24 protein-coding genes are annotated in these 24,726 nt (G+C 58.4%); 12 read left to right on the top strand and 12 right to left on the bottom strand.

Annotated features, from left to right (window positions below):
• Positions 1 to 115: 115 nt before the first annotated feature.
• Positions 116 to 1,873: a COG1361 family protein gene (locus tag GJR99_RS16200; protein ID WP_225317670.1), complete on the top strand. Its 1,758-nt coding sequence runs from the start codon at positions 116 to 118 to the stop codon at positions 1,871 to 1,873.
• Positions 1,870 to 3,048, top strand: a complete 1,179-nt coding sequence (locus tag GJR99_RS16195) for an ABC transporter permease (protein ID WP_151114097.1) — start codon at positions 1,870 to 1,872, stop codon at positions 3,046 to 3,048. Before GJR99_RS16200 ends, GJR99_RS16195 begins: the two co-directional genes overlap by 4 nt.
• A 71-nt stretch (positions 3,049 to 3,119) precedes the next feature.
• Here the strand turns inward: GJR99_RS16195 and GJR99_RS16190 are convergent, their stop codons facing one another.
• Positions 3,120 to 3,524 carry a CBS domain-containing protein gene (locus GJR99_RS16190; protein WP_151114096.1) on the bottom strand — a complete coding sequence of 135 codons (405 nt, stop codon included), beginning with the start codon at positions 3,522 to 3,524 and terminating at the stop codon, positions 3,120 to 3,122.
• Between the two features lie 226 nt (positions 3,525 to 3,750).
• On the opposite strand from GJR99_RS16190, the gene msrA reads away from it, so the two are divergent.
• From msrA to GJR99_RS16175, 3 genes are all read left to right on the top strand, one after another.
• Positions 3,751 to 4,284, top strand: a complete 534-nt coding sequence (msrA, locus tag GJR99_RS16185) for a peptide-methionine (S)-S-oxide reductase MsrA (protein WP_151114095.1) — start codon at positions 3,751 to 3,753, stop codon at positions 4,282 to 4,284.
• An 800-nt stretch (positions 4,285 to 5,084) separates the two neighbouring features.
• On the top strand, positions 5,085 to 5,909 hold the full coding sequence (locus GJR99_RS16180) for a ParA family protein (protein WP_151114094.1): 825 nt from the start codon (positions 5,085 to 5,087) through the stop codon (positions 5,907 to 5,909).
• Positions 5,902 to 6,465 (top strand): hypothetical protein, encoded by a 564-nt coding sequence (locus tag GJR99_RS16175; RefSeq protein ID WP_151114093.1) that lies wholly within the window; start codon positions 5,902 to 5,904, stop codon positions 6,463 to 6,465. Before GJR99_RS16180 ends, GJR99_RS16175 begins: the two co-directional genes overlap by 8 nt.
• Positions 6,466 to 6,641: 176 nt before the next feature.
• On the opposite strand, the gene GJR99_RS16170 is transcribed toward GJR99_RS16175, so the two are convergent.
• On the bottom strand, positions 6,642 to 6,905 hold the full coding sequence (locus GJR99_RS16170; protein ID WP_151114092.1) for a hypothetical protein: 264 nt from the start codon (positions 6,903 to 6,905) through the stop codon (positions 6,642 to 6,644).
• A gap of 464 nt (positions 6,906 to 7,369) precedes the next feature.
• Between GJR99_RS16170 and GJR99_RS16165 the strand changes: the two genes are divergently transcribed.
• From GJR99_RS16165 to GJR99_RS16145, 5 genes are all read left to right on the top strand, one after another.
• Positions 7,370 to 8,620: an orc1/cdc6 family replication initiation protein gene (locus GJR99_RS16165; protein WP_151114091.1), complete on the top strand. Its 1,251-nt coding sequence runs from the start codon at positions 7,370 to 7,372 to the stop codon at positions 8,618 to 8,620.
• A 938-nt stretch (positions 8,621 to 9,558) separates the two neighbouring features.
• Positions 9,559 to 9,843, top strand: a complete 285-nt coding sequence (gene eif1A, locus GJR99_RS16160) for a translation initiation factor eIF-1A (protein WP_013035036.1) — start codon at positions 9,559 to 9,561, stop codon at positions 9,841 to 9,843.
• Positions 9,844 to 10,242: 399 nt separating this feature from the next.
• Positions 10,243 to 11,718: an ATPase domain-containing protein gene (locus tag GJR99_RS16155; protein WP_151114090.1), complete on the top strand. Its 1,476-nt coding sequence runs from the start codon at positions 10,243 to 10,245 to the stop codon at positions 11,716 to 11,718.
• A 96-nt stretch (positions 11,719 to 11,814) separates the two neighbouring features.
• Positions 11,815 to 12,819 (top strand): sensor histidine kinase, encoded by a 1,005-nt coding sequence (locus tag GJR99_RS16150; protein ID WP_151114089.1) that lies wholly within the window; start codon positions 11,815 to 11,817, stop codon positions 12,817 to 12,819.
• 80 nt (positions 12,820 to 12,899) lie between these two features.
• Positions 12,900 to 14,111: a threonine synthase gene (locus GJR99_RS16145; RefSeq protein WP_151114088.1), complete on the top strand. Its 1,212-nt coding sequence runs from the start codon at positions 12,900 to 12,902 to the stop codon at positions 14,109 to 14,111.
• Between the two features lie 97 nt (positions 14,112 to 14,208).
• On the opposite strand, the gene GJR99_RS16140 is transcribed toward GJR99_RS16145, so the two are convergent.
• From GJR99_RS16140 to GJR99_RS16110, 7 genes are all read right to left on the bottom strand, one after another.
• Positions 14,209 to 14,685: a YbaK/EbsC family protein gene (locus tag GJR99_RS16140; protein ID WP_151114087.1), complete on the bottom strand. Its 477-nt coding sequence runs from the start codon at positions 14,683 to 14,685 to the stop codon at positions 14,209 to 14,211.
• A 114-nt stretch (positions 14,686 to 14,799) separates the two neighbouring features.
• Entirely contained in the window at positions 14,800 to 15,915 is a 1,116-nt protein-coding gene (locus GJR99_RS16135) for an aminotransferase class V-fold PLP-dependent enzyme (protein WP_151114086.1), read from the bottom strand.
• The gene (locus GJR99_RS16130) at positions 15,912 to 17,255 is read right to left on the bottom strand and encodes a M20 family metallopeptidase (RefSeq protein ID WP_151114085.1); all 1,344 of its coding nucleotides are present in this window, start codon (positions 17,253 to 17,255) and stop codon (positions 15,912 to 15,914) included. Before GJR99_RS16130 ends, GJR99_RS16135 begins: the two co-directional genes overlap by 4 nt.
• A 137-nt stretch (positions 17,256 to 17,392) precedes the next feature.
• Positions 17,393 to 17,878: a type IV pilin gene (locus tag GJR99_RS16125; RefSeq protein WP_151114084.1), complete on the bottom strand. Its 486-nt coding sequence runs from the start codon at positions 17,876 to 17,878 to the stop codon at positions 17,393 to 17,395.
• 243 nt (positions 17,879 to 18,121) lie between these two features.
• Complete coding sequence (locus GJR99_RS16120) at positions 18,122 to 18,559, bottom strand: type IV pilin (protein ID WP_151114083.1); 438 nt, start codon at positions 18,557 to 18,559, stop codon at positions 18,122 to 18,124.
• Positions 18,560 to 18,884: 325 nt separating this feature from the next.
• Positions 18,885 to 19,361 (bottom strand): SRPBCC domain-containing protein, encoded by a 477-nt coding sequence (locus GJR99_RS16115; RefSeq protein ID WP_151114082.1) that lies wholly within the window; start codon positions 19,359 to 19,361, stop codon positions 18,885 to 18,887.
• A gap of 98 nt (positions 19,362 to 19,459) precedes the next feature.
• Positions 19,460 to 19,828, bottom strand: coding sequence for a hypothetical protein (locus tag GJR99_RS16110; protein WP_151114081.1), 369 nt, complete (start codon positions 19,826 to 19,828; stop codon positions 19,460 to 19,462).
• A 93-nt stretch (positions 19,829 to 19,921) separates the two neighbouring features.
• On the opposite strand from GJR99_RS16110, the gene GJR99_RS16105 reads away from it, so the two are divergent.
• Positions 19,922 to 20,341, top strand: a complete 420-nt coding sequence (locus GJR99_RS16105; RefSeq protein ID WP_151114080.1) for a VOC family protein — start codon at positions 19,922 to 19,924, stop codon at positions 20,339 to 20,341.
• Positions 20,342 to 20,432: 91 nt separating this feature from the next.
• Positions 20,433 to 21,041: a hypothetical protein gene (locus GJR99_RS16100; protein ID WP_151114079.1), complete on the top strand. Its 609-nt coding sequence runs from the start codon at positions 20,433 to 20,435 to the stop codon at positions 21,039 to 21,041.
• A gap of 55 nt (positions 21,042 to 21,096) precedes the next feature.
• On the opposite strand, the gene GJR99_RS16095 is transcribed toward GJR99_RS16100, so the two are convergent.
• From GJR99_RS16095 to GJR99_RS16085, 3 genes are all read right to left on the bottom strand, one after another.
• Positions 21,097 to 21,978 (bottom strand): CPBP family intramembrane glutamic endopeptidase, encoded by an 882-nt coding sequence (locus GJR99_RS16095; protein WP_151114078.1) that lies wholly within the window; start codon positions 21,976 to 21,978, stop codon positions 21,097 to 21,099.
• Positions 21,979 to 22,068: 90 nt separating this feature from the next.
• A complete protein-coding gene (locus tag GJR99_RS16090) occupies positions 22,069 to 22,929 on the bottom strand; it encodes a winged helix-turn-helix domain-containing protein (RefSeq protein ID WP_151114077.1) in 861 nt (286 codons plus the stop codon).
• A gap of 46 nt (positions 22,930 to 22,975) precedes the next feature.
• On the bottom strand, positions 22,976 to 24,622 hold the full coding sequence (locus GJR99_RS16085) for a PAS domain-containing protein (protein ID WP_151114076.1): 1,647 nt from the start codon (positions 24,620 to 24,622) through the stop codon (positions 22,976 to 22,978).
• Between the last annotated feature and the right edge of the window lie 104 nt (positions 24,623 to 24,726).

The following is a 24,726-nucleotide window of genomic DNA, read 5'->3' as shown; positions in this document are numbered from 1 at the left end:
GGCGATGCGAACTGGCGGGGGGAGTGCGTTCTCACGGCGGTGCTATCTCTCACTGATATTCCGTCACAGAGTGTTCTATCGCCGATATTCCGTCACAGAGTGTTCTATCGCCGGCATGGCTAACCGTTCTGACCACCAACATCTTGCGATGCAGCTCCGCGGTCACACTCTCACCCTCGCCACTGTCGTGATGCTGTTTTTCGCGAGCGTCACGCCAGTTGCGGCCGTCCCCGACGCCCGACTCACCGTGAGCGACGTGACGGTGACGCCAACGACGCCTGTCGTCGGTGAACAGGTCGTCGTCACGGTCACTCTCGCGAACTCTGTCGGAAGTCCGTCGTCTGCCACCATCGACGAGGTCCGACTCACCGACCCGCTCGACGAGACGAGTGTTCGGGCCCGGAGGCTCGGTGGACTCTCTCCCGGTGATTCTGTGACCGTCCCACTCGCCGTGACGTTCGAGACACCAGGTCCACGGACGCTCTCGCTTTCAGTAGAGGGAACTGACGAAGACGGCGACCGAGTCCGAATCGAGCGCCCGGTCCCGATAGCCGTCGAAGACGCGCCGCCGCTCGTCGGAATCCGTATCCAAGACGCTGTCGTCGACGCCGAATCGCGCGTCGAGGTATCTCTCTCTAACCCGACGACCGCAGACATGCGGAATATCGTCGTCTCGGTCGAGCAAGTCGAAGGCGTCGCTCGAGTCAGCGCCGCCTCGGTTGCGAACCTCCCAGCAGGAGCAACCGAACTCCGGAACCTGTCGGTCGTCCCCAGTTCGACGGGTGAGACGACGCTCGAACTTCGAATCGAGTACACCACAGCCTCGGGAACTGAACGGACACGGACCGTCACCGCACCGATGCGTGTGTCCGCGTTCGCCGACGACGTGCAACTCACCCTCAGGCCCGTCCGTGAAGGTGACGAAGAAACGGCCGGACCCGACCTGTTCTCGCTCCTCGGCGGCGGTCCTGGTGCCGCGTTAGGTGGCGGTGTAACCGACGGCGCTGACGACGAAACCGACGACTCCACAGGTCGCTTCGACGTCGTCGTCACCAACTTCGGGTCCACCCCGATATCTGATGTCGTCGTCTCACCAACCGGACCGAGTGGGGCACTTCCGCGTCTCTCGATTCCAGGGCCAATCGAAGCGGGAGCGTCCGACAGCGCGGTACTCGACCTTTCTGAAGTCAGGGACGCAGGGCCGCTCACGTTGCGCGCCACCTATCGTGTCGGCGTCCAATCCGGCGAGTCTACCACCACCGTCGACTACCGCCCTGCAGTCGCCGACCTCGTCTTTACTGACCTCGACGTGACCGTCGTCGACGGTGAACTCAGGGTTCTCGGTAACGTCGCAAACCAGGGCCGTGGTGACGCCGAAGGGGTCGTCGTCGAACTCGTCGATACCGACTCCGTGACGCCCACCTACCCACAACGAGACTACTTCGTCGGACGCGTCACGCCAAGTGATTTCGCTCCGTTCGAGCTCACTGGGGTCGCCGCGGACGACGCACCCGATGCCACGGTCACTGTTCGGTACACCGTCGACGGCGTCGAAGTCGTTCGTGAAGCAGTGGTCGACTTACCGAGCGATGGAGAGTCGGGCGGGTTCGGTATCGGGAGTCTCGGTGGTGGTGGTGGTAGTGGTGATAGTGGACGTAGTGGTGGTGATGGGAGTAGCATTGGTGGTGGTTCTGGGTCAGTCGCAGAATCCGCCGCTGGTGGCGGAGTCGATACTGGAGCGAGCTCCCGTGCCTCAGGCGGTCCACTCTCACAGGTCAGCGACACCACACAGGCCATCGCGCTCGTTGCCCTCCTGACACTCCTCGTGCTCCCAGTTGCAGCGGCGATGCGCATTCGTCGCTACCCGAAATGACGAGTCTCCCTCGCTCTCTCGGACGGATAGCCGCGTTCACGGATGGACTGACAGCAGCGACGTATCTCGCCAGACGAAACCTCGCTCGGAACGGCCTCCGTTCGACACTCGCCATCCTCGGAATCATCATCGGTGTGTTCGCCATCGCCACGCTCGGGATTCTCGGGAGCGTCATCCAACTCACTGCGGCAGACGCGCTCGGTGGACTCGGTGACCAAATCATCGTCTCACCGAACGCCGACGCAGGTGTGGACCGACTGACCGACAGGGACGTTACGACGATCACACGAGTTGTCGGTGACGACGCTTCGGTTATCCCTGTCGTCACGGGCGGTGCGTTAGTAGAGCGGGGTGATGCTCGGACCTTCGCGGCACTCTATGCAGTCGAGCGTCCTAGAGAACTGTTCACCGCAGAGACTGGGGAACTCCCCGAACGCCATCGCCGTGGTGCAATCGTCGGAAGTGGGGTGGCGGCCGAACTCGGCGTCGAAGTCGGGCGGACGATTTCCATCGAAGGGCGAGAGTATCGCGTCGTCGCCGTACTCGCAGAATCGGACGGGTTCAACCTTCTCCAACCGGACGGTGCCGTCTTGATTCCGCGGTCGGCGTTTGCCGACGAGTCGTACACGCAAGTCATCGTTCGTGCCGAGTCGGGGAGCGGCGCAGCGGCGGCGGCAGACGCGATACGCGCTTCACTCAACGCCCGCGAAGAACGAGTCAGCGTACTCGAACTGTCGCGTATCGTCGAACGAATCGACCAGTTCTTCGGACTCTTGAATGCGTTTCTCATCGCCATCGGTGCTGTCTCGCTCATCGTCGCCGGGGTGAGTATCCTGAACGTGATGTTGATGAGCGTCTCTGAGCGCCGCGGGGAGATTGGCGTCCTTCGAGCAGTCGGCATCCAACGAGAAGATATCCTTCGAACGGTCCTCGTCGAGGCGGGGTTACTGGGTTTCGTCGGTGGTGTGGTCGGTGCAACAATCAGCGGGTTAGTCGCACTCGGAATCTTTCTCGCAGTTCCCGAAGTGACGCTTCCGGTCGTCGTCAACCTCAGAACGGCCGGGTACCTCGTTTTTGCCGTGGTCTTCGGCGTCGTCATCAGTCTGGCGAGTGGCCTCTACCCTGCGTGGCAGGCCGCAAACGAACGACCGGTACAAGCACTCCGTGTCAAGTGAGATTCCAGTATGGTTCTCGGAGAAAATACCGAACGTCGAACGTGACGGCCTGACCGACAAACGCGTCGATTCTACGTGTTCGCCATTTGGCCGACCTGCGAGACGTACGCTGCCAGGTCAGACGTCGTGATGATGCCGATGACGCCCTCGTCGTCGTCGACGACCGGCATGTGGTGGAATCCGTGGCTAATCATCGACTCCGCGACGTCGGTGATTGGGTCCTGTGCACTCGCCGTGATGACGTCGGTCGTCATGTAGCGCTCGACGGTGGTCTGTGCTTTCGGTTGGCTCTTTGCGACGATCTCGACGAAGTCGGTCGTCGTCAGGATTCCTACGAGGTTGTTGTCGTCGTCGACGACCACGAGCGAACTGATACTGTTGTCCAGAATCAACTGCGCCGCGTCTTCCACGAGCGTGTCGGCCGTTACCGTAACAAGATCTGTGGACATGAGTCTCGCAACAAATATATCTTCCATAATTATTGCTTATCGAGGCGACGTATAAATGTTAGCTTTCAGTACATCTGAGTAATAATTTCAAAAACCCAAAATATGAAGGGAAATGTTGTCGATTGCAGGAATATCCACGGTTTTCGTCAGTGTGGGCGAGTTCGTGTCGAAACGACGTGCAGAACGTAGGTGGAAACGACTGTGTCGGCATCACCGCCGCGGGGCTTAATTGGTCCGCGACGTAACCAGAGATATGGGAACCACACAGACGGCAACGTTCGGAGGTGGTTGTTTCTGGTGTATCGAAGCAGCGTTCAAAGAGCTCGATGGAATCACCGACGTTACATCTGGGTACGCAGGAGGGTCCGTCGAGAACCCGACGTACAAGCAGGTCTGTTCCGGAGACACCGGCCACGCCGAAGTCGTCCAACTCGAATTCGACCCCGACGTCGTCGCATACGACGAGTTACTCGACGTGTTCTTCGCCGTCCACGACCCGACTCAGCTCAATCGGCAAGGGCCAGACGTCGGCACCCAGTATCGCTCGGTTATTCTCTATCACGACGACGACCAACGCCAGGTCGCAGAGGCGTACATCGAAGCAGTCGACGAATCGTACGACGACGATGTCGTGACCGAACTCACATCCATCGAAACGTTCTACGAAGCCGAAGAATACCACCAAGACTACTTCGAGAAGAATCCGAACGACGCCTACTGTCAGTTCCACGCGAGTCCGAAAGTAGAGAAAGTCCGCGAGAAGTTTGCGGACAAACTCGCTCACTAAACCGGCATCAGCGCCTGAACAGTGGTTCGTTTTCGTGCTGTGAGCGAGCATCTCGAGTTGTACACACTGAACGCAGTTTACAAATTGCAGACTTTGTACAAATTAGAGACATTGTACAAATTGTAGACTGTGAGAACCGTGTCGACACCGCACGAATCTTCTGAAAGTGATTGTACTGCGGTACAGTACAGACCTCAGTTTTCCTCAGTGAACGAGGACAGTGAGTACTCCAACTCCCGGTTCGCGCCAACACCACTTCGTCCGCAGTATCTACCCGTAAGAGTCTGTGAGGTTCACTTTTTCGAGAGTTTAGACCACCCAAGATTTTCGCACTGTTGGGAGCGTCTACACACTGTACAAATTGTGGAAATTTTGAACGCTCTGTACTGCCTACGCTCGGTCGAGCGAAGTCCGACGAGCGAAGTCCGACGAGCCACACAGTAGACAGTTCGAGCAGAGCGAGAGCAGTGTGAGCAGTGGAGACACTAGAGACAGTCGAAACAGTACAGACAGCCCGAGAAGTGCAGACAGGGCGAAATTTCTGCGAAGCCCACCAAGTGTACAACATCTAAAAATTGTACAATTTGTACAATTTGTGCAAATTGTGCAAATTCTCGACTGTCTTAACAGTCTAAAAGTCGTGAGTAGGATTATGTATCAGGAGGAGGAAGGTGATTTCGAACGCCGGCATGCCCATCCAACCCACAATTCGCACGGATTTTGCACTGTCTAAACGGCGAGCACAGCCCACACATTGTACAAATTGTGGAATGTTTCGAACGCGAGCGGAGGACCGATAGATGTCGCGAGCAGTGAGCGTCTCTCTCCAGAAAGGGGGTGTGGGGAAGACGACGATAGCGATCAACCTCGCCGACGCGCTCGCCGCACGAGACAACGACGTGCTCCTGGTCGACCTCGACCAGCAGGGGAACGCGACCGAAGGCGTCGGGATGAAAGAAGCCTACGAGTCGGCAGAGCCGAACATCGGTGACGTGCTGACCGACGACGACCCGGTCGACGTCCGCGAGACGATACATTCACGCGAACACTTCGACGTCCTTCCTGCGCACGTAGACCTAGACGACATCGAAGACCGGGTTCGAAACTCGACGTTCGGCGTCCTCTGGGTACGCCGTCGAATCGTCGACCCACTCCTGGAAGACGAGTACGACTACATCGTCATCGACTCGCCACCGAGTCTCGGACCGTTGTCGGACGCGGCGCTCATCGGGACCGGGTACGTAGTCGTTCCACTGCTGATGAGTGAACCGAGTGTCAGCGGATTCGAGCGCATGTTCGAACAGCAGATTGGCCCAATTCGTCGGGAAGTCGACCTCGACATCTTGGCGATCGTGCCGAACGACCTTACCGGAAACAACGAGGAACGACGAATCATCCGCGACCTCGAAGACTCCCCGTTCGAGAAGTTCATTCCAGCGTTCGCTCGCTCGGACTTGTTCGACGACCCCGGCTCCAAAGGGCCAGGAATCCGTCACCGAATCGCATTCAGTCGGGCGTGGCGAGACGGGAAGACGCTCCGCGAGTACGACCCGTCGAACGACATGCTCGACCGTCTCGACGAACTCGCCGCAATCGTCGAGCGTGGAGGGTCCGAAGATGCCTAAGGAGAATCGGTTCGCCGGGCTCGGAGAAGCGATGGAGTCCGAAGCGAGTGACGACCCTGAGTCGGAGGAGACAGACGACTCCGAACCCGAAGACACCGATTCAGAACGGCAAACGACCCAAAACGGAGCATCGAGTGAAAACGGGAACGATGAGACGAAGTCAGAGCTACCTCCCTCGGAAAACGGTGACCACGAGGCGACCGTGGTTTCAGAAGACGATGTCGACGACGAAGACGACGGCCAAGACGATGCCGACGAAGCAGAGCGCGTGGACAATGGGCAAGAGGCCACACGTGAAGAGTCTACAGTCGACCCTGAAGACGACGATGATGGACCGGCATTCGAGTTCGAAGCGACGACGGCAAAGAGCATCTACGTCCGAGACGAGACACTCGACCGACTGGACGACGCCGAGTTCGAGGTCGAGGCGATTCTTCGCCGCGAGTTCGACATCCGCGACCTAACAGGACGCGAGTTCCACGACGCACTTATCCGTGTGGCAGCGACGTACCCTGACGAAATTGCCCAGACTGTCGTAGAAACTCGAGACGAATAACAACCACTCGAGCGACAAGCAGAGTCAAAACGACACGGAGTACGAAACAGCGGACATTGTGGTGTTAATTCGACCAAAAGATTGCGTCTAAGTGTGCGCCGAGAGGAAGGTCGAGAGTTTTCACGGGTGGTTACGGCTCGAGCCGGCGAGAACAACTGGATAACCAGCACCAACCGTCAACCAGTACCAACCGTCAACCAGTACCAATCGCCAACCAGTACCAATCGCCAACCAGCACCAATCGCCAACCAGTACCAACCGATAGCCAGAACTAACCGATAACCAACACCAGTTCGTCCGCAGTAAACAGGCCAAAGAGCAACCGAAGCACGGTTTCTGAACAGGAAAGGCGATAGTCCGCCACTGGTGGTGAGGATTGATTTCCCGTCGAAGTTCTCGTCGATATCAGACTCGAAGTGATAGTCGTGGATTGCTACCATGGACACCACGATGTCCGCAGTTTTGTCGGAGGAAATAGCGTCTAGACCCGTTCTATCTGGAGAACACGACCCGTTCTTCAGTCGGTTCGACTCGCGATTACTCGAAGGTGAGGGAAAAGAGGAGAACACTCACACCAGTTTGTCCGCTGTTCTCGTCGCGAGAAGGTGACCACCTCTCGGACTGAGGTCGAGAGTTGTTTGTTCCGCGGAGGAACTGTTCGACATCTAGTATTTTGTACCCAACCCAACTACTAGTCTTACTCTACTACGGATATGGTTTAACTGCTACCGACATAAATCTTTCCCGGTGTCAATACTGTCATCGTATCTGCTGGACACGTTCGATTGGAAGAACAGCGGACAAAGTGGAGGGGGTGTGTCCCCGGCAAACTATATAAACAACTGGAACAGCGGACACTGCGGACGCGGTGGTTTTATACCGGAAGTGGTCGATACCTAGGAATATGCCCCTCTTCGAGCGAGATACCGAGATTTATCGGGACCGGGATGCCCTTCGTGAGGATTACCAGCCCGAGGAACTCGTGGGGCGTGACGAGGAACTCCGAACATTTCAAGCGGCGCTTCAACCTGTCATCAACGGCGAACAACCGAACAACATCTTCCTCTACGGCAAGACCGGTGTAGGGAAGACCGCAGCGTCGCGTTACTTACTCAGTCACCTCCGCGAAGACGCGAGCCGATACGACGACATCAATCTCACCGTCGTGTTCTTGAACTGTGACGGACTCACGAGTTCGTACCAAATCGCGACCCGACTCGTCAACGAGTTTCGGTCGGAGTCGAACCAGATCAGTACCACCGGCTATCCACTCGGGTCAGTCTACGAGATGCTCTGGCAAGAACTCGACAACACAGGGGGGTCCATCATCGTCGTGCTCGACGAAATCGACCACGTCAACGACGATAGCATTCTCTATCAACTTCCGCGCGCTCGCGCGAACGGAAACCTAAACGAGGCAAAAGTCGGTCTCATCGGTATCTCGAACGACTTCTCGTTCCGTGACGACCTCTCTCCGAAGGTCAAAAGCTCGCTGTGTGAACAGGAGATTCACTACCCCGCGTACAACGCGAAGAACCTCCAGGCGATCCTCGAACAACGGGCGAAGGTCGCGTTCCGTGAGGGTGTCCTCTCTGACGAGGTGATTCCACTCTGTGCAGCGTACGGCGCGAAGGACGCCGGTGACGCTCGACAGTCTATCGACCTCTTGATGAAGGCGGGCGACTTGGCCCGCGACGACGACACAGACTGCATAACTGAAGAACACGTCAAACGTGGTCGTCGGGCACTCGAACGCGGTCGAATCAAGGAAGGAATCAACGGTCTCACCGAACACGGCCATCTCGTTCTCTACTCTCTGTTGACGCTCGAGCTAGAAGGAGAGACGCCAATCCGGTCTCGCGACGTCCGACCGAGATATACACGGTTCGCTGAACTCGCGAACCGCGACCCACTCGTTCCTCGTCGAATGCGCGACCACCTGAGTGAACTCGCCATGCTCGGTATCGTCTCTGTCACCGAGCGCAACGAGGGACGTCGGGGTGGAACGTATCGTGAGTACGCGCTGGATATGGACGTCGGACTCATCGTCTCCGCGATGCGTGACACTATCGACCTCGTCGGTGTTCACGAGACCGTCGAACCCTACCTAGAGGGTGACCGCGCGAGTACGCTCGACGACTTCGTCGAGCAATAACTTCTGTCGTTGAACTCACTCTTCAGTGAACTCACTCCTCTGTGAACTCACTCTTCAGTGAACTCATTCCGCTGGTCGAATAGCTTGTACGAGACTGTTACCGGTTGATTACTACGGACAGGGTGGTGTACAACTAGAACGTAGCAAGCTGGTTCAGCTACTGTCGCCTCGATTCGACCGAGTATGGAACTGGCTAGTCACCGAAAAGACACTCGTTTCTGTCTCTCGATTACACCACACTCCACCGAATGTTCGAACACCACTGTGTCCGTAGTAACCGCTATAGCTAGTACCTTTATGAGCAATATTCGTCGGATGACGACGTAGGCTGTCGGTGGTGAGAATTGGTACGACAGGTGGTCGATATCGAACGAGAAAACCAACGGATAGCACAGGTCACCCACGGACCAGGGAGTGACCGTTCGGACAACGGACCATCTGAGAACTGTGCTCGCGAGACTCGGTAGAACCCCACGACAGAACTGCGGACACAGTGGTGTTGGGCTTCCAGATTCCGTGACGAAAGCGACCATCCTCGAGAGCGTACCACGTAGAGGATGGCGACGTCACATCGCCCCGATCGTCGCTCAACTGGGTTTCGAGTTCGTCGATTGTCGCTCAACCGAATTTCGAGGTGACTGGTGGCGGTACCGAGCTCGCACCGTCTCGTCGAACTCTCCGAGACAGTCTGAATCTATGACCGGATGGCAAGCAATCAGTTCCTGACGTTGTCAGTGAACTGCCATAGGGCGCACGGTGTGATAGACCTACCTTCCACCGTTCACTAACCTTCTCGATGGGCACGAGAGGAATCGTAACCGAACGTTACTGCGGACATTGTGGTGTCTGACGCTGTCATTTTCACGTAATTGTGCCTCTGTGTTACTTGGTAACTTGTACATCCTATGAGTTATCCGTCTTGGCCTCTGAGTACGTACGTGAGCGAAAATCAAGGGCGCCGAAATCTTCGAATGCCCAACGATAACGAGCTGTTCGCGGTCGTCACCGAGCACAACGGTGGGAACCACGTACGAATCCGCTGCGAAGACGGAAAGAACCGAATGGGCCGTATCCCTGGCCGGATGAAGTACCGAACGTGGATCAACGAGGGCGACGTCGTCCTCGTGGAACCGTGGGACTGGCAGGACGAGAAAGCAAACATCGAGTGGCGCTACACTGGCGAAGACGCGGACCAACTCCGACGCGAAGGCCACATTCAGTAGTCTCTCTTCTCTCGAACGGGTGATTGACCGTTCGTGCATTATCTTACTCGGCCAGTCACGACCTCGCGGCGACCGGCGAGACAAATAGCGTACGGCTTCCAATTTCGAGCTCTGAAGCCGCTGTACCGAGGTCGCCACCAGTCTAACATAACAAATTCTTAATACACCTCTCTAAAATTTCCTGAAATGTCATTATGTATACCTGTATGCCCCCTCAATATATTGGCTCGGCAGTAGATTTATACGGGCAGTCGAACCTATTTATATGATGAACTTCACCCTTCTTGTCGGTAACTCAGATACTATCGGTATCAGAAAACTCGATTTATATTCTCGCTGTCAGTTTATCTATAGTGGAGGGCTGAATTTGTCGACCGGCGCTATTGCCGGGTGGTTTCGATGACTGGGACGGGTCAGCAACCTCGAATCTCGACAGGTGTCGCCGGTCTCGATTCGATTTTACACGGTGGGTTGATTACAGGACGCAGCTATCTGATTCGCGGCCCTCCTGGAACGGGGAAGACGATACTCGGGACACACTTTCTGAAAGCAGGCGTCGAGAACGGAGAGACCTCCCTGTTCATCAACCTCGAAGAGTCTGAAGCGGACGTACGACAAAACGCTTCCTCACTAGGATTCGATTTATCGGATGTCCATTTTCTCGACTTGAGTCCGACCGCCGACGTATTCGCTGAAGACCAGTCGTACGACATCCTCTCGGCAAGTAACGTCGAGAAAAAGCCGTTCACCGACTCTGTAACCGATACGATCTCGGAACTCGAACCAGACCGAGTGTTCGTCGACCCGATTACGCAACTTCGATACCTGACTTCTGACACACACCAGTTTAGGAAGCAGGCGATTGGGTTCATGGAGTATCTGACGTCGCAGGGTGCGACCGTGATGTTCACCTCGCAAAATACTGCTGACTCTCCCGACGACGACCTGCAGTTTATGAGCGACGGGACGATCGAGTTGGACTCTCGAGAGAACGTGTCCACTATCAACGTCCCGAAACTCCGAGGGTCGAGGACTGAAAGCGGGACACACGCGATTACGATTACCGACGATGGGCTCGTGGTTTACCCACAGTTGAAACCGTTAGAACATTCCCAAACGTTCTCTACGGAGTCGATATCCTCGGGCGTATCAGAGATCGACGAACTACTGAACGGTGGATTCGAACGGGGGACTGTGAGCATCATCAGTGGCCCGACTGGTGTTGGAAAGACGACGCTTGGGACACAGTTCATCAACAACGCAGCGGCGCGTGGTGAACGGTCTGTCCTCTACTTGTTCGAAGAGAACTACACGACGTTCCGAAAACGAAACGAGTCTATCGGTGTCCCGGTCTCGGAGATGAGGGAGTCGGGCTCACTCCACATCCAAGAGATGGAACCCTTAGATGTCTCTCCGCAGGAGTTCGCCCAGAACGTCCGTACAGAAGTCGAAGAACACGGGGCCGAGATCGTGATGATAGATGGCATCAACGGGTACCAACTCTCTGTTCAAGGTGGAAGCGACGTCCTCATCAGAAAACTCCACGCACTTGGTCGGTATCTCAAGAACGTGGGAGTCACCGTCATCTTCATCGATGAGCACCAGACTGTAACTGGTGAGTTCAGTGCAACCAACTCGGGCGTCAGCTACCTCGCAGACAACCTCGTGTTCCTGCAGCACGTCGAGTTAGATGGTAAACTCCAGAAGGTCATCGGCGTACTGAAAAAGCGAACGACACAGTTCGAACGGACACTTCGGAAGTTCGAGATAACCGACAGCGGGGTAGTCGTCGGTGAACCGTTGACTGGCCTCCGTGGCATCCTCTCGGGGTCACCTGAGTGGAACACACCGAAGCAGCAGTCGGACGACGAGTAATCGGAACCACCGAACACAGCACCTCACACCACGATGCCCAACAAAACATCCTCAAGACTGTCGTGGGAGAACGAGCGTGAGCATTTGACCGACGATATGCAACTCTTACTCTTGTTATCTCACGACCGAAATCAGGAGGTTCTCTCCGAGAAGTTGACACCGTATTACGACGTGTCGACGTCGGTCGAACTACTCGACAGTGGCGGGTTCGACCTCTGTATCTTCGACGAGGATTCGTTGCACACTCATCGACAGCAACTCGTCGCTCACAAGCACGCCGAGGACCCGGTGTTTTTACCGTATCTCCTCGTCGCAACCCGAGGTGCCGACGAGATCGACACGGCAGTCCTCGAACTAGTCGACGAGCTCATTATGGCGCCGATACTCCTCGAAGAACTTGGCCCTCGGCTGAAGTCCCTTCTGCGAAACCGACGACTAGCACAGGAACTTAGCGAGCGAGAAGAACTCGAGGAGATGGCCGCGATAATCTCTCACGACCTTCGAAACCCGTTGAACATCGCTCGTGGGAATCTCGAACTCGGCCGTGAGACCAAATCCGACGAGTATCTACAGACGACAGAGGACGCGTTGAAGCGGATGAGCTCGTTGATAGACGACCTCCTCTCGTTTGCGAAACAGGAGTACTCGAACCTCGCCCCACAACCAGTCTCACTTCGAGACGTCGCGTCCCGCTCGTGGGACCTCGTCGAGACCGGTGATGTTACACTCGACATCGGACTGCCCGACGACACGGTCGTGATGGCTGACGCGAGTCGAGTTCAGAAGCTGTTTTCCAACCTCTATCGAAACGCGTACGAGCACAACGGTGGCCAGCTGACAGTAACCGTCGGGCGTCTCGCTGACGGATTCTTCGTCGCAGACGACGGAACTGGAATCCCCGAAGAAGACCGCTCGACTGTCTTCGAGAGGGGGTACACGACGAACGACGACGGAACTGGGTTCGGGTTACCCATCGTCAAACGGGTCGGAACCGCACACTCGTGGACCGTCGAAGTGACCGAAAGTGAATCCGGTGGCGCACAGTTCGAATTCACCGGTGTCGAATTTCTCGACGAGCCGGCTGACGACGGAAACGAGTGACGACGACTGCGGTCGAATCACCAAACTGCACCGAACCGAAGCGTTTTGCATCGACTTCTCGTAGGTCGCCTATCTGCCGAATGTCTCTGCAACGAATCTGTTACGACTGCGGTGCCCGAACGACAGCCCCTGTGGCTCGGTGCGACTGTGGCGAACCACTGTGGCTCGACACCGACTACGGACCGTTCGACTGGTCCGATACCACCGACGAACCGGGGATGTGGCGATTCGAAGCGCTCTTGCCGGTCAGTCGACCTGCCGGCCTCGCCGCCGCCGCAGGTGGGACACCACTGCTCTCCGAGACCCCACTCGACACGTTCGCCGGAACGAACGTCCACCTCAAACTGGAAGGTGAACACCCGACTGGGAGTTTCAAAGACCGTGGAAGTGCGTTAGGCCTCGCCGCTGCCGAGGCAGGACTCGCAGGCGACGTCGATGCCGTCGGGACGGTTTCGCACGGAAATATGGCGATGAGTACGGCCGCATACGCCGCTTCGACCGACCTCCCCTGTGTCGTGTTCGTTCCCGACGACATCCCTCCCGAACGACTCGACGTCATCGCTCAGTTCGACCCGACTGTCGTGCGCGTCGCTGGTGATTACGGTCGACTGTACGAACAGACGCTGGAGCAGGGGCCTGACCAGGGTGTCGTCTTCCTCAACTCTGACGTTCCACTCCGTGTCGAGGGGCAAAAGACCACGGCACTCGAAATCTGTGCGTCGTTTGCGCCGGACGTTCCAGACGCGCTCGTGATGCCCGTCAGTAGCGGGGGTCACGCGAGTGGGGCGTGGAAAGCACTGCGTGAACTCGAAGACGCGGGTGCGATAGACGAGATTCCTGCACTCTATTTCGTTCAGGCGGCGGCCTGCTCACCAATCGCCGACGCCTACGACGCAGGGAAAGACGAAGTGACCCGAGTCACCGGTGGAGACACCATCGCGTACTCCATCGCGAACGCCGACCCGCCGAGTGGAACGCGTGCACTTCGGGCCGCACGTGACACGGGCGGTGCTGTCGTCGCCGTGGACGACGACGCGATTCGTGCTGCGCGACGCGCGCTGGCAGTCGAGGCCGGTGTCACGGTCGAACCCGCGTCGGCAACGGCGCTCGCGGGGACGAAACAGCTGGTCGGACGTGGCCTGCTGGACTCGTCTGACGAGGTCGCTGTCGTGTTGACTGGAACCGGTCTGAAAGAGGCGTCGTCGACTGGGACACCAGCCTCGGCGTCGGACGACATCCAACTTGCGTCTGTCGAGGAGTATCTGACCGAGTTCGCAGGCGCTATCGAGTAGCCCGTCTGTCGGATACTTCGGTCGCCACCCCGTTTCGGTAGCTGTGACTGTCGACTCGAACAGCGGACATCGTGGTGTCGAAACTCGCCGACTGCGGTCACTCGAACACGTCTACGACGCGTGGGTCAGCGAGGTGGTGGAGGTCCGCGGGTGTGAGTCGGAATACCGCCTCCGGGGTTCCCGCTGCTGCCCAGATATCATCGAACGTCTCGAACGTGGGGTCTGCGAGAACTGGGCAGGTTGTGGCGTGACACGTCGGTGGAACGCCGCCGATGCTCCACCCGGTCGCGCGCTTTACTTCCGAGGCGTTCGCACTCCGGACCGTACTCGGGTCGCTGTCGAACTCGGCCGCTAACTTCGTCTCGTCGACACGGTTCGACCCACTCGTGAGGACGACGACCGTCTCGTCACCGACGCGCATCACGATGCTCTTGACAATCTGTGCCACGTCACAGCCGATCGCTGCTGCTGCATCTGCTGCCGTCTTCGTTCCCTCGGGAAACTCTTCGACGGCCGCTTCGAACCCGTGGGTCTCACGCATCTGTTCGGTGAACTCCTGTGCCGTGGGGTGCATACCCACGGGTTCTGCGTCTTCTATTAAGAACGTTCGCCGCCTCGGTAGGGTGCTGGGAACTGCCACCGCTGTGTTTCGCTCGGTTCGGTTGGTCTCGTCTACCTGTCTCGGTGGTTACCAACTGCCTTCTAGCCCCGACAGCAGCGCCTCGACGTCGGAGGAGTCGTTGAACGCGTGGAACGACGCGCGGACGGCCGTGGGTTCTGGAATCGTTCGCACGACGATTCCATCGGCTGCGAGTCGCTCGACGGTTCGTTCTGGGTCGTCGACGCGGAACGACACGAGTCCCGACTCCGGTTCGGCCGGACTGACGAGTTTCTCGGGGGGAACGCGCTCGACGAACTGCGTAGCGAGGTCGGCAATACGTCGTTCCGTCCGGTCGATGCCGACGTCGTCGGAAATTTCGAGTGCTTCGCGGAGTGCGACGTGTGGTGCCGGGTTCGTGGTTCCGATTTCGAACCGTTTGGCACCTGGTTCGAACTCTGTCGTTTCGCTGGTTGGTTCTTTGACGCCACGATACCCCACTGCGCGTGGCTGGAGTGACTCGGCGACGCTCTCTTTCACGTAGAGGAATCCCGCTCCCCACGGGCCGAGAAGCCATTTGTGGCCTGCCCCTGCGACGACGTCTGCGCCCCACTCGTCTACGTCGACGGGGAACTGGCCGATCGCCTGTACTGCATCGACGACCGACAGTGCGCCGGCCTCCCGAGCGATATCCGTGAGTTCGCGGACGGGGAGTCGCGTCCCGTAGTTCCACGTCACGGCGCTGAAACAGACGAGGTCGGCACCGTCGACTGCGTCGGCGTACTGGTCCATATCGAGTCGACCGTCGTCGCTCTCGACGACACGGACTTCGACGCCGTCGCGTTCGAGACGGCGCCACGGCAGGATTCCCGCGGGGTGTTCGAGGTCCGTTCTGACGACGACATCACCGGGTGACCAGTCGAGTGTCGTCCCGATTCGGTTGATACCGTCTGTGGTGCTTTGGGTCAGCGCAACCTCGTTGGTGTCTGCGCCGAGGAACGCGGCGATATCCGCTCGGACCTCCTCGTACGCGTCGAACGCCGTGGGGTAGGGACCGTCTGCCGCTGGTGAGTCGAACTCGTGATGTTCGAGAAACTGCGTCGCCCTCTCGACGACCCGTCTCGGACTTGGGCCGTGTGCGCCGGTGTTCAGATAGACGACGTCGTCGAGTGCGGGGAGAGACGCACGGAGGTCGGTGGGAGTCATCGGGAGTCCTCCGAACCTTCGGAACTGAGCGGTATAATAGTGCCCAAAATTCCCACATCTGTGGAATCGAACGTCTCGTTGCCAGCGTCGAGTTCTCGCACGAGTTCGGACGGCAGTCGGGCGTACACTTCGGCGTTGTGTGCGAGTGCGTCGTCGGTGGTGAACTCGTCGACAGCGTGGACCCTATCCGTCCCGAGACCGAACTCGACTGTCGGGATACCTGTGTTCCGCAATCGCTTCGCGTCGCCGCCACCAGTGGCACTCCGTCGGTACACACGTGCCCCTGTAACCTCACTGGCGACGCCCGAGACGGCGTTCGCAAGTGGACCGTCTGGGTCTTCGTAGGTGCCGATAGACCAACTGACGTCACTGATTTCGACGGCGTCGAGCCCGTCGAGTACGTCGCGGAGTGTGTCGAGAACCTGTAGGGTATCGACGCCTGCAGTCAGGCGAATATCCAGTTCTGCCTCGGCTACGTCGGGAACGACGTTGACTCGGTCACCGCCGGAGACGACGCCGAGATTGACCGATGGGCGGTCGAACAACGCCCGTGCGGTGTCGCTTCCGAAGACTGGTTCGTAATACTCGACAGACTCGTCGACGATGGCCTGGACGACAGGGTCGAAGTCGAACTGTAGTTCACGCAGCGACGCCTCGACGTCGTCGACGGCGTCCCAGAGCAACCGTATCGCGTTCGTCCCGAGCATCGGCCGCGACCCGTGGGCGGCTCTCCCGGTCGCTCGGAGGCTCACCCAGATGCTCCCTCTGTCGGCAACCGTAACCGAGTGCGCGCCGTTCTCACAGGTCGTCTCTCCGATGACACACGCGTCTGCCGAGAGCGAGTACTGGTCGAGAAGCGTCGGGAGTCCCGCTTCGCCGGCCACTTCCTCGTCGCTCACGAACGCGAAGACGAGCGTCGCCGCCGGGACGGTGTTCGTCTCTGTATAGGCTTTCGCGACGGCCAGCATCGACGCCACTGCACCCTTCATGTCGGTCGCTCCACGACCGTAGATTCGGTCGCCGTCCCGTTCTCCGAGAGGGTCGTACGTCCACTCTTCTTCGTCGAACGGGACCGTATCGAGGTGGCCCTGTAAGAGAAGTACTCGGTCGGATTTCCCAGAGAGTGTCGCGACGATATTGGGTTTGTTCGGGTCCGAGACGACTCGCTCTGTCTCGAGTCCGAGGTCCGAAAAGAACGACTCGACCCACGTCACGACGTCGCGTGTGTCGCCCGGCGGATTCTGTGTGTCGTGGCCGAGGAGCGTGAGCGCGAGGTCGACGATGTCCTCGCGATGGTCACGAAGATAGGTGACGACGGGAGTGGTGTCGGAAGTCGACATGAGAGTCTCTACTGCAAACGTACGAAGCGACACCGGATAAGTTTGTTCTCTATGTGCAATACTGTAGAACGAGAGCTGTCGCTGTCGGGTAGGGTTCTAGAAAATGTGGTCTGTCTGTGAGGGGGGTTGGGTCCGACTTAGGCGCGCGGGCCGCTCCACTTCTGGAGTGTCGCGGACGACGAGCCTGATTCGGAAGTCCAGACGATGCGGAAGGTGCCAGCGCCGAGGTCACCGGTGCCATCATCGAATGCGGTCACGGCAGTTCCAGCTACAATGTCGTCTCCGGCAGCGATATTACCGAAGTTTTCGAAGCTGTGGGTGGTTGAAAGGGGGGATGCAGCGGTAGTATTTGCTTTGAACTGAACAGTGCTTGTAAGCGTCAGTCGAGAGGCTGCAATCGCATCACCACTTTCGTGAGCCACTACCAACGTATCATTTGTCGTGTCGTTCGTGTACTCGAAGCTGAAACTGGCTTGCGGCGCCGTTTCGCTCACTTGGTCACCCAAGCCGAGAACGAACGTCCCGATGACGGCGGCGAGGATGACTGTGATAGCGACCATGAGGATGACGCCGATGACCGGCGACACTGCACGCGATTCGGTGAGGAATTTTTTGATGTCCATGTATTTCTCCTAGGTAAACCGGCCGACCCCATTCGAATCGAGAACTCCCTGAATCCTCGGTTCCTGTGCCTGTACTCGGTACCTATAGGATATCCTGACGTTCTCCAAGTAGATAAAGTCTAGTTGACAGAAAGTGACGCTGTGGCTCGCACGTGTGACACTCACTGGACGCCGAGAGAGCGGTCGCTCAGGGTTCAAAAAATCGAGGAGGGAGGGGGAGGGGGCCGAGTAGTCGTCAGCGGTTCAGGCGTTGTAGGTGTACTTCTGCAGGGTCGCAGAGTCGCCGTTGTCAGAGGTCCAGACGACGCGGACGGTTTCACCGTCGCCGAGGCCGGTGACCACGAGCTCGCTTCCAGCGTTAACTTGGGTTGCACTTCCGTCGATTACATTCCAAGTCTGTCCATCTTCGTTGACAGGACCTTCGATGGTAATCATCGTGGCGTCGAGAGCATCACCGCTTTCGTGGGTGATAGTCACGGACCCGTTTGCGGGGTCTGCCGCGTTTGCCGTGTAGTCGAAGCTGAAACTCGCCTGTGGTGCGTTGTCGCCGACCTGGTCGCCCAGGCCGAGGACGAAGGTTCCGATGACGGCTGCGAGGATGACTGTGATAGCCACCATGAGGATGACGCCGATGACCGGCGAGACTGCGCGTGATTCGCTGAGGAATTTCTTGATATCCATTGTTCTAATCCAGGACCGGTCTCGGAGCCCGCATCGTGCCCCCGTATACGGGACTTCGAGCGGCTTCTCGTGCCAGTTCCTGTTAGCAGACCATATGTTCAGTATATATTTAATTTCAAGTTGAATAACGGGTCTATTCCACTGGTTTATTCTGGGTTATGAGTCGTATAACGCCCGAATTCGGCGTTTTAGAGAGGGTACCCAATTACGTACCAGAAATGTCTGAAGTCCAAGTGGTCGCACGCGACACCGAAAAAATCGTGTGGAGTTACTGCGGACACGGTGGTGTAGTCCACACCGGTCGAGTGGCGGTCAGAGTATCGGGTCACACTTCGGGTGCGGTGTCGTCCGCGCCAGTCTCGACCCCGGAGGCCACAAGCGCCTCGGCACGGGCTTTCAGCGCTTCGTTCACTGCTTCGAAGTTCCGCCTCGTGTCGGCACCGAACAAGCGGTTGACGACCCCGACGAGGATACCAGAGAACGTCTCGGATTGGGTGAGTCTGGATCGCCCCTCGCCGAGGTCTTCGACGACGAATCGGTGTTCACCGTCGAATAGGCCACGGACGAACAGGTGACCGAGCCATCGAAGTTCACCATCGTCGGCTTGGAGCACTGTCGGTTTGAACGTGGGTAGTCTCCCGGCCTTCGGGCCGGGCGAGACGACGAGTGTCGCCCCTACCTCGGGTGTCCCAGCGATGTGTGTGTAGCCGTTCCACTCTGGGTAGCTATCGAAATCGGTGAGCACCTCCCACACAGTCTCTGCGGGCGCGTCGATGTCGATGGACGTAGAAAGTTGGCTCACGTCCTGAAATCGCTGTGTGAGAGGATAACTGTGTACTGGCGGTGTTGGCCTCGCGAGGTCGTCCCTGCGACGAAGGTACTGTCGTTTCTGAGGGGCGGTTACTGCGGTGCGTGCCAGAACTCTGGCGTCGCCTCGAAATCTATCTCGGCGTCCGAAGGCGCACGCTCGTAGAGTGCGTCGTGAACTGCGTTGTATCCCGCTCTGGCACCCTCTTGTGCGAGCTCCGGGTGGTCGCGCGTGTCGAAGACGATACGCCACTCGCCGTTGGTGAGGTGGAGTCCGAGGATGTACTTCCCGCGGACGTTGACGACGAGTTGGTACGCGTGGGGAATCGTCTCTCCGTCTCGTTCGAGATGGTATCCACGGACGGCAATCGCCTGTTGGACGGCCTCCTGTGCCTCGAGTTCGTCGACGAACGACTCGGGAACGGCCGTGGGCGGAAGCGACTCGACGAGTTTCTCGCTCATAGCAGTATCTCCACGCGTGAGACGGTATAGGAGACACGGTCTGGCCTCACGCAGAACGAAGCGCCTTTTGGTCTCTCCTCCCGCAGGCAAACTATGTCTTCGCTCACTGCACACCACGTCGGTATCACCGTCAGCGACCTCGACTCGACGCTATCGTTCTACCGCGACGTCCTCGGACTGGCTGTCGTAACTCGGTTCGAAGTCGGGGGAGAGGCGTTCTCGACGGCGGTCGGTGTCGAGAATGCGACGGGCCGATTCGCACACCTCGACGGTGGCGACGTCCGTATCGAACTCGTCGAATACGACCCAGTGGGAGACGCTCACTCGGGAGCGACTCTCGACCAACCCGGTGCGACACACGTCGGTCTCTCTGTGGACGACGTGGACGCCGTCGTCGCGGACTTACCGCCGCACGTCGAGACGCTGAGCGACCCGCAGACCACAGAGAGCGGAACACGAATCGTCTTCCTCCGCGACCCAGAGGGGAACCTCGTCGAACTCCTCGAAGTCTAAGTTGGGTCCGGCGTGTGGGGGAAGTCCCAAGTCCTCGACGAACGAAGTGTGACCTAAATGATTGCACGACAGCGCGGTGGAGGTCCGGTTCGTGGGGCGTAGGGAGTCCCTCGACGCGGACGTCTTCCAACCGTTGTGGGCCGCGGGATGGCAGTGGGTGTGGATAGTCGCCGGCGCACTATTCCTTGGCGTGTACCTCGTACTCGAGTTCGGTGACTCCCTCGAGGGAGTCGGGATTATCGCGGGTGGCGGCGCACTCGCGGCACTCGGAATACGGTACGTAAACCGACGGTACGAGACGGTTCTCGACACCGGTATCGAACAGGCGCAATCTATTACCCTCGAAGTACTGGGCACCGAAGACGACGATGTCGAGGTGTCTTCGATACCAACCGACGGGCGAGCCCTTCTGTTGGTCTCGCCCGCGCGCGAGTACGAGTTGACGACACTCGTCGTCAGTTCCGATTCGTTCGTCGTCCACGACGACGCCACGGTCAGTCTCGCACATCGGTACGTCTCGGTCGGTGACGACGCCCACCACTACGAGTACACGGAACTCTCCGCGGTGACGTACGAAGCCGGCCGGCTACGCGTCGTGCAACGAGATGGGACGGCCGACTCCTACGCCGTGTCGAGCGACCCGAAGAGCGCGTTGTCGGCCGCTCGCGAGCGGATTGCTGCGGTCGAAAGCCAGCACTGAACTCACGTCCTGTCCGCTTCGACGAGGTGTGAGACCACGGGATAGTACGTGCGTATCAGTCCTCCAGTTGGGGTGCGGAACTACTGGGACTGCGCCGCCCGGCAGAGAGCTGAATTCCGACGACGGCGACGACGACGGCGACGACGCCCCACGTGATAATCGCGTGCGAGACGTACATCGACACGAGCGACTCCCAGTTGACGACGTCACCGACGAGGACGACGTCGACGTCGAGGGGGACACGCCCCTGTGTCGAGTTATCCGTCCCGTGCATGACCATCGCGAGGAACGCACTCCCGCCGGACCCGTTGTACACCCACGCGAGCAGAATCGAGAACGCGACGATACCGACGAAGTAGGAGGCGGTAAGCACAAGCGGCCAATCGGCCCGCATCCCGCCGGGGAAGACGAACTGTGGCAGGTGCCAACCGCCCCAGAGCAGTCCAACGATAACTGCGGCCCGAAACGCGCCGTATCGTTCCTGTAACTCCGGTTGGGCGAAGCCACGCCACCCCAGTTCCTCCTGTCCACCACCGATGAGCGTTCCGAGGACGATGCCGATGACGATGGATATCGGGTCGAACTCGAAGAGACTCCAGTCGACGGGGCCACCGAGCGCCCACGAGGCGATGCCCGCGGCGTACGTGATGAGAAACGGGATACCGATACCGAGCGCGTACCACTTCGGATGAACTCGGAATTTGAGAATATCTCGTACCCAACCGCGGACGGACTCACCACTCGCAGCGAGGACGATCGCGGCAGCAACACCGGGCGAGAGGGGACTCAAGAACCCCTCGAAGAACCACGTCGTCCACGAGGGCTCCATCCCGGCGAGTTTCACTGCACCTTCGATACTCCACGAGAGAGCGTATGTGAGAACGAAGAACGCGGCGATACGATGCCGGCGAATCCATTCGGTTACGGAGGGGGCCATATCTCGACAGTCGTTGGGAGAGTAGAAATAACTTATCTACTATTTTACATTTTGTCAGGGACACAACTCAAATTCATTTGAGTAATCGAGTCATTCGATATCGACCGACACGGCCCCGCCGAGGATGGTCACGACGAATTGGTCGTCGAGGACGTCCGTCTCGACGCGTGCTTCGAACGGGTCCACGGACGTGAACGTGACCTCCCAATCGATCGTATAGGAGTAGACGTTCCACGGGCGGACGCTCGTCGCGTCACGGCCGTCAGACCAGTACGCTGCGACGAGTGCCGGATGGTAGAACACACAGAGTTCGACGGGGGCATACACCTGATTGAAACACCGCCGGCAGGACGCTGTGACGACGTACTCGTCGGTCCGTGGGGGTGTTCGCTGCCGCCCCGACGCATCCATGATTCCCCCACACGTCGGGCACGTTCCGTCGATGGCCATGCCCAGTTCGTGGTAGACACGGCGGTCACACGACCGAAGAACCTCTTTCGGTGACCGTCCGACCGCCTGTGCCGGAGGGAGGTCGTACTTCGCAACCGTCTCGCCGCACTCGCCACAGGTAACCGACAAGAACGGTTCTTCGAACGCGGCGAGTAGCGCCGTGTGTCCACAGTGTGGACACCGACCGTCTATCGAGACCGTCTCGAACGACGGGTGTTCCGTGTACGTACCCGCGTAGACTGCCCGAACGACCCGTTCACCCGCCTGTGTCAACCCGTACTTGTCACCGGATTTCTGGACGAACACGCCGTCGAGTCGGCCGAGATGATACGACAGTTGGGAGGTGCTCTCGATGTCGAGGCGCTCGTAGAGGTCCGAAAACGTCAGTCGAGACGCTGACTCTCGTGCAGCAGATTCGAGAATCTGGAGGATGTCGAGGCGGAGTTCGCTCCCGAGTGCGCCGAACGCAGACTCTGGATTCCCGTCTCGGTGGTCGGTCATGGTCTCGGTGTCGTGGCCGACGCCCTAAGTTTTCGTTCTCTGGTCGCTACCGTTCGAAACTGTTCGCGCTTTTCGTGTCGTCCTCGTGGGTCGCTTCGACAGGCAGTTCTATCTGCACCGACGCACCACCGAGGGACGACTCGTCCAGTCGGGTGCTGCCACCTGCTTTCGTGACGACCCAGTGTACCAACCAGAGCCCCATTCCCGACCCATGTTCGAGCGGTGTCTCTCGCCCTCGTTCGATGGCTTGCCACTCACTTTTGGGGAGGCCGGGTCCGTCGTCACTGACTCGAACGACGATTCGACCCTCGTCTCGTTGACTCCAGGACACGTCCACGTGAACGTGCTCGCCACCATGTTCGAGTGCGTTGGTCAGTAGTTCGCGGACTGCCACACTGACGCGGTTATCGACGCACACGTCGACACCTGGTCGAATGTCGACGACGACGGTCGAATCTGGATACTCTCCACGCATGTGTTCGGCGGCCCCTTCGACGAGGTCTGTCAGGCACCTCGTGGTCCCGCCCGTCTCTAACACGTCTGCGACTGTTTGGGCTTTCTCGGACAGGGCAACCAGTTCCTTTGCAGCCTTGATGATGTTTTCTGCGTCTTCGAAGGTGTCCTGGTCGTCCGCCTCGGACCGAATCATCTCGGCGTAGCCCTCGATGACGTTCATCCGATTCCGGAGGTTGTGTCGGAACATCCGGTTGAGGACACCGAGTCGCTGTTTCACAACTTCCGAGTCGGTGATGTCTGATTGGATTGCGACGTAGCCGGTTATCTCGCTGTCTTTGAGAATCGGGGCAATCGTCTGAATCGCCGTGTAGAGTTCCCCACTCTTTCGGCGGTCCACGATTCGTTCTTGCCACGTCTCACCAGTTTGGATGGTTGCCCACAGTTCCTCGTAGTACGACGCGTCCATCTCTCCGGAGTTGAGAATGTCTGGTGTCGCCCCGATCGCCTCGTTCCGGGGGTACCCTGTAATCTGTTCGAACGCGGGGTTGACGTACGTGATTTCACTCGTGTCCGTCGTCAGGTATATCGCGTGGCCTGCCTGGTCTATCGCCATCTCGTACTCTCGGAGGCGGCGCTCCCGGCGCTTTTGCTCCGTCGTGTCGACGAGGACGCCGATGAGTTCCGACACTGCTCCGACTTCGTCCCGAATCAACGCTGTCGAGAGGAGAAACTTCCGTATCGACCCATCTCGATTCTTCAGTTCGACTTCGACGTCCGAGACGCCGTCTTCGACGACTGTGCGATGGAGTATCCGTTTGATATCTAGTTGGTGGTCTGTCGTCACCGTCGGGAGCGGTTTACCCAACACTTCGGCTTTCGACCACCCGAATATCTCCGTCGCCGCCTCGTTCCAGCGCGTCACTCGCTCGTCTGGCCTCACGGCGACTATCGGGACTGGTGAGGCCGAGACGACGTTCTCCAGTTGTTCCAACGACGCCTTGACCGACGCTTGTTGGCTCGCTATCTTCTGGTTCTTTCGGTTGACGAGAAAGCCGACGAACGCGCTGGAGACGACGACGAAGAGCAATCCTTTGGTAATCGCGAGCGGTGACGCAGCCGGTGTCCCGAACACGACAGAAAGGGTGAACTCGCCACCAAGGATACCTATCGACCCGAACCCGAGATACGCTGTTGCAATCGCTCGGGCGTTGTAAGTATCTGGTAACGAATCACTCATTCGATAAAAAATGTGGACCACGAATTTAAGGGTAGTGCGTAGTACCAACAGTTGATAAAGAGGGGAACTCGTCTCGAAAGCCAGTCTGAAAGCGGAACCGACAT

The sequence above is a fragment of the Haloferax marinum genome (assembly GCF_009674625.1).
GTDB lineage: Archaea > Halobacteriota > Halobacteria > Halobacteriales > Haloferacaceae > Haloferax > Haloferax marinum.
Note: the sequence above shows the minus strand (reverse complement) of the source record. Positions and strands in the feature narration are given on the sequence as shown.

Coding starts and splice junctions, on each gene's coding strand:
- GJR99_RS16110 (WP_151114081.1), bottom strand. CDS start 19,828: ATGAGCGAGAAACTCGTCGAGTCGCTTCCGCCCACGGCCGTTCCCGAG.
- GJR99_RS16095 (WP_151114078.1), bottom strand. CDS start 21,978: ATGGCCCCCTCCGTAACCGAATGGATTCGCCGGCATCGTATCGCCGCG.
- GJR99_RS16200 (WP_225317670.1), top strand. CDS start 116: ATGGCTAACCGTTCTGACCACCAACATCTTGCGATGCAGCTCCGCGGT.
- GJR99_RS16180 (WP_151114094.1), top strand. CDS start 5,085: ATGTCGCGAGCAGTGAGCGTCTCTCTCCAGAAAGGGGGTGTGGGGAAG.
- GJR99_RS16125 (WP_151114084.1), bottom strand. CDS start 17,878: ATGGACATCAAAAAATTCCTCACCGAATCGCGTGCAGTGTCGCCGGTC.
- GJR99_RS16175 (WP_151114093.1), top strand. CDS start 5,902: ATGCCTAAGGAGAATCGGTTCGCCGGGCTCGGAGAAGCGATGGAGTCC.
- GJR99_RS16090 (WP_151114077.1), bottom strand. CDS start 22,929: ATGACCGACCACCGAGACGGGAATCCAGAGTCTGCGTTCGGCGCACTC.
- GJR99_RS16170 (WP_151114092.1), bottom strand. CDS start 6,905: ATGGTAGCAATCCACGACTATCACTTCGAGTCTGATATCGACGAGAAC.
- GJR99_RS16130 (WP_151114085.1), bottom strand. CDS start 17,255: ATGTCGACTTCCGACACCACTCCCGTCGTCACCTATCTTCGTGACCAT.
- GJR99_RS16120 (WP_151114083.1), bottom strand. CDS start 18,559: ATGGATATCAAGAAATTCCTCAGCGAATCACGCGCAGTCTCGCCGGTC.
- GJR99_RS16105 (WP_151114080.1), top strand. CDS start 19,922: ATGTCTTCGCTCACTGCACACCACGTCGGTATCACCGTCAGCGACCTC.
- GJR99_RS16135 (WP_151114086.1), bottom strand. CDS start 15,915: ATGACTCCCACCGACCTCCGTGCGTCTCTCCCCGCACTCGACGACGTC.
- GJR99_RS16165 (WP_151114091.1), top strand. CDS start 7,370: ATGCCCCTCTTCGAGCGAGATACCGAGATTTATCGGGACCGGGATGCC.
- GJR99_RS16145 (WP_151114088.1), top strand. CDS start 12,900: ATGTCTCTGCAACGAATCTGTTACGACTGCGGTGCCCGAACGACAGCC.
- GJR99_RS16085 (WP_151114076.1), bottom strand. CDS start 24,622: ATGAGTGATTCGTTACCAGATACTTACAACGCCCGAGCGATTGCAACA.
- msrA (WP_151114095.1), top strand. CDS start 3,751: ATGGGAACCACACAGACGGCAACGTTCGGAGGTGGTTGTTTCTGGTGT.
- GJR99_RS16140 (WP_151114087.1), bottom strand. CDS start 14,685: ATGCACCCCACGGCACAGGAGTTCACCGAACAGATGCGTGAGACCCAC.
- GJR99_RS16155 (WP_151114090.1), top strand. CDS start 10,243: ATGACTGGGACGGGTCAGCAACCTCGAATCTCGACAGGTGTCGCCGGT.
- GJR99_RS16150 (WP_151114089.1), top strand. CDS start 11,815: ATGCAACTCTTACTCTTGTTATCTCACGACCGAAATCAGGAGGTTCTC.
- GJR99_RS16190 (WP_151114096.1), bottom strand. CDS start 3,524: ATGGAAGATATATTTGTTGCGAGACTCATGTCCACAGATCTTGTTACG.
- GJR99_RS16195 (WP_151114097.1), top strand. CDS start 1,870: ATGACGAGTCTCCCTCGCTCTCTCGGACGGATAGCCGCGTTCACGGAT.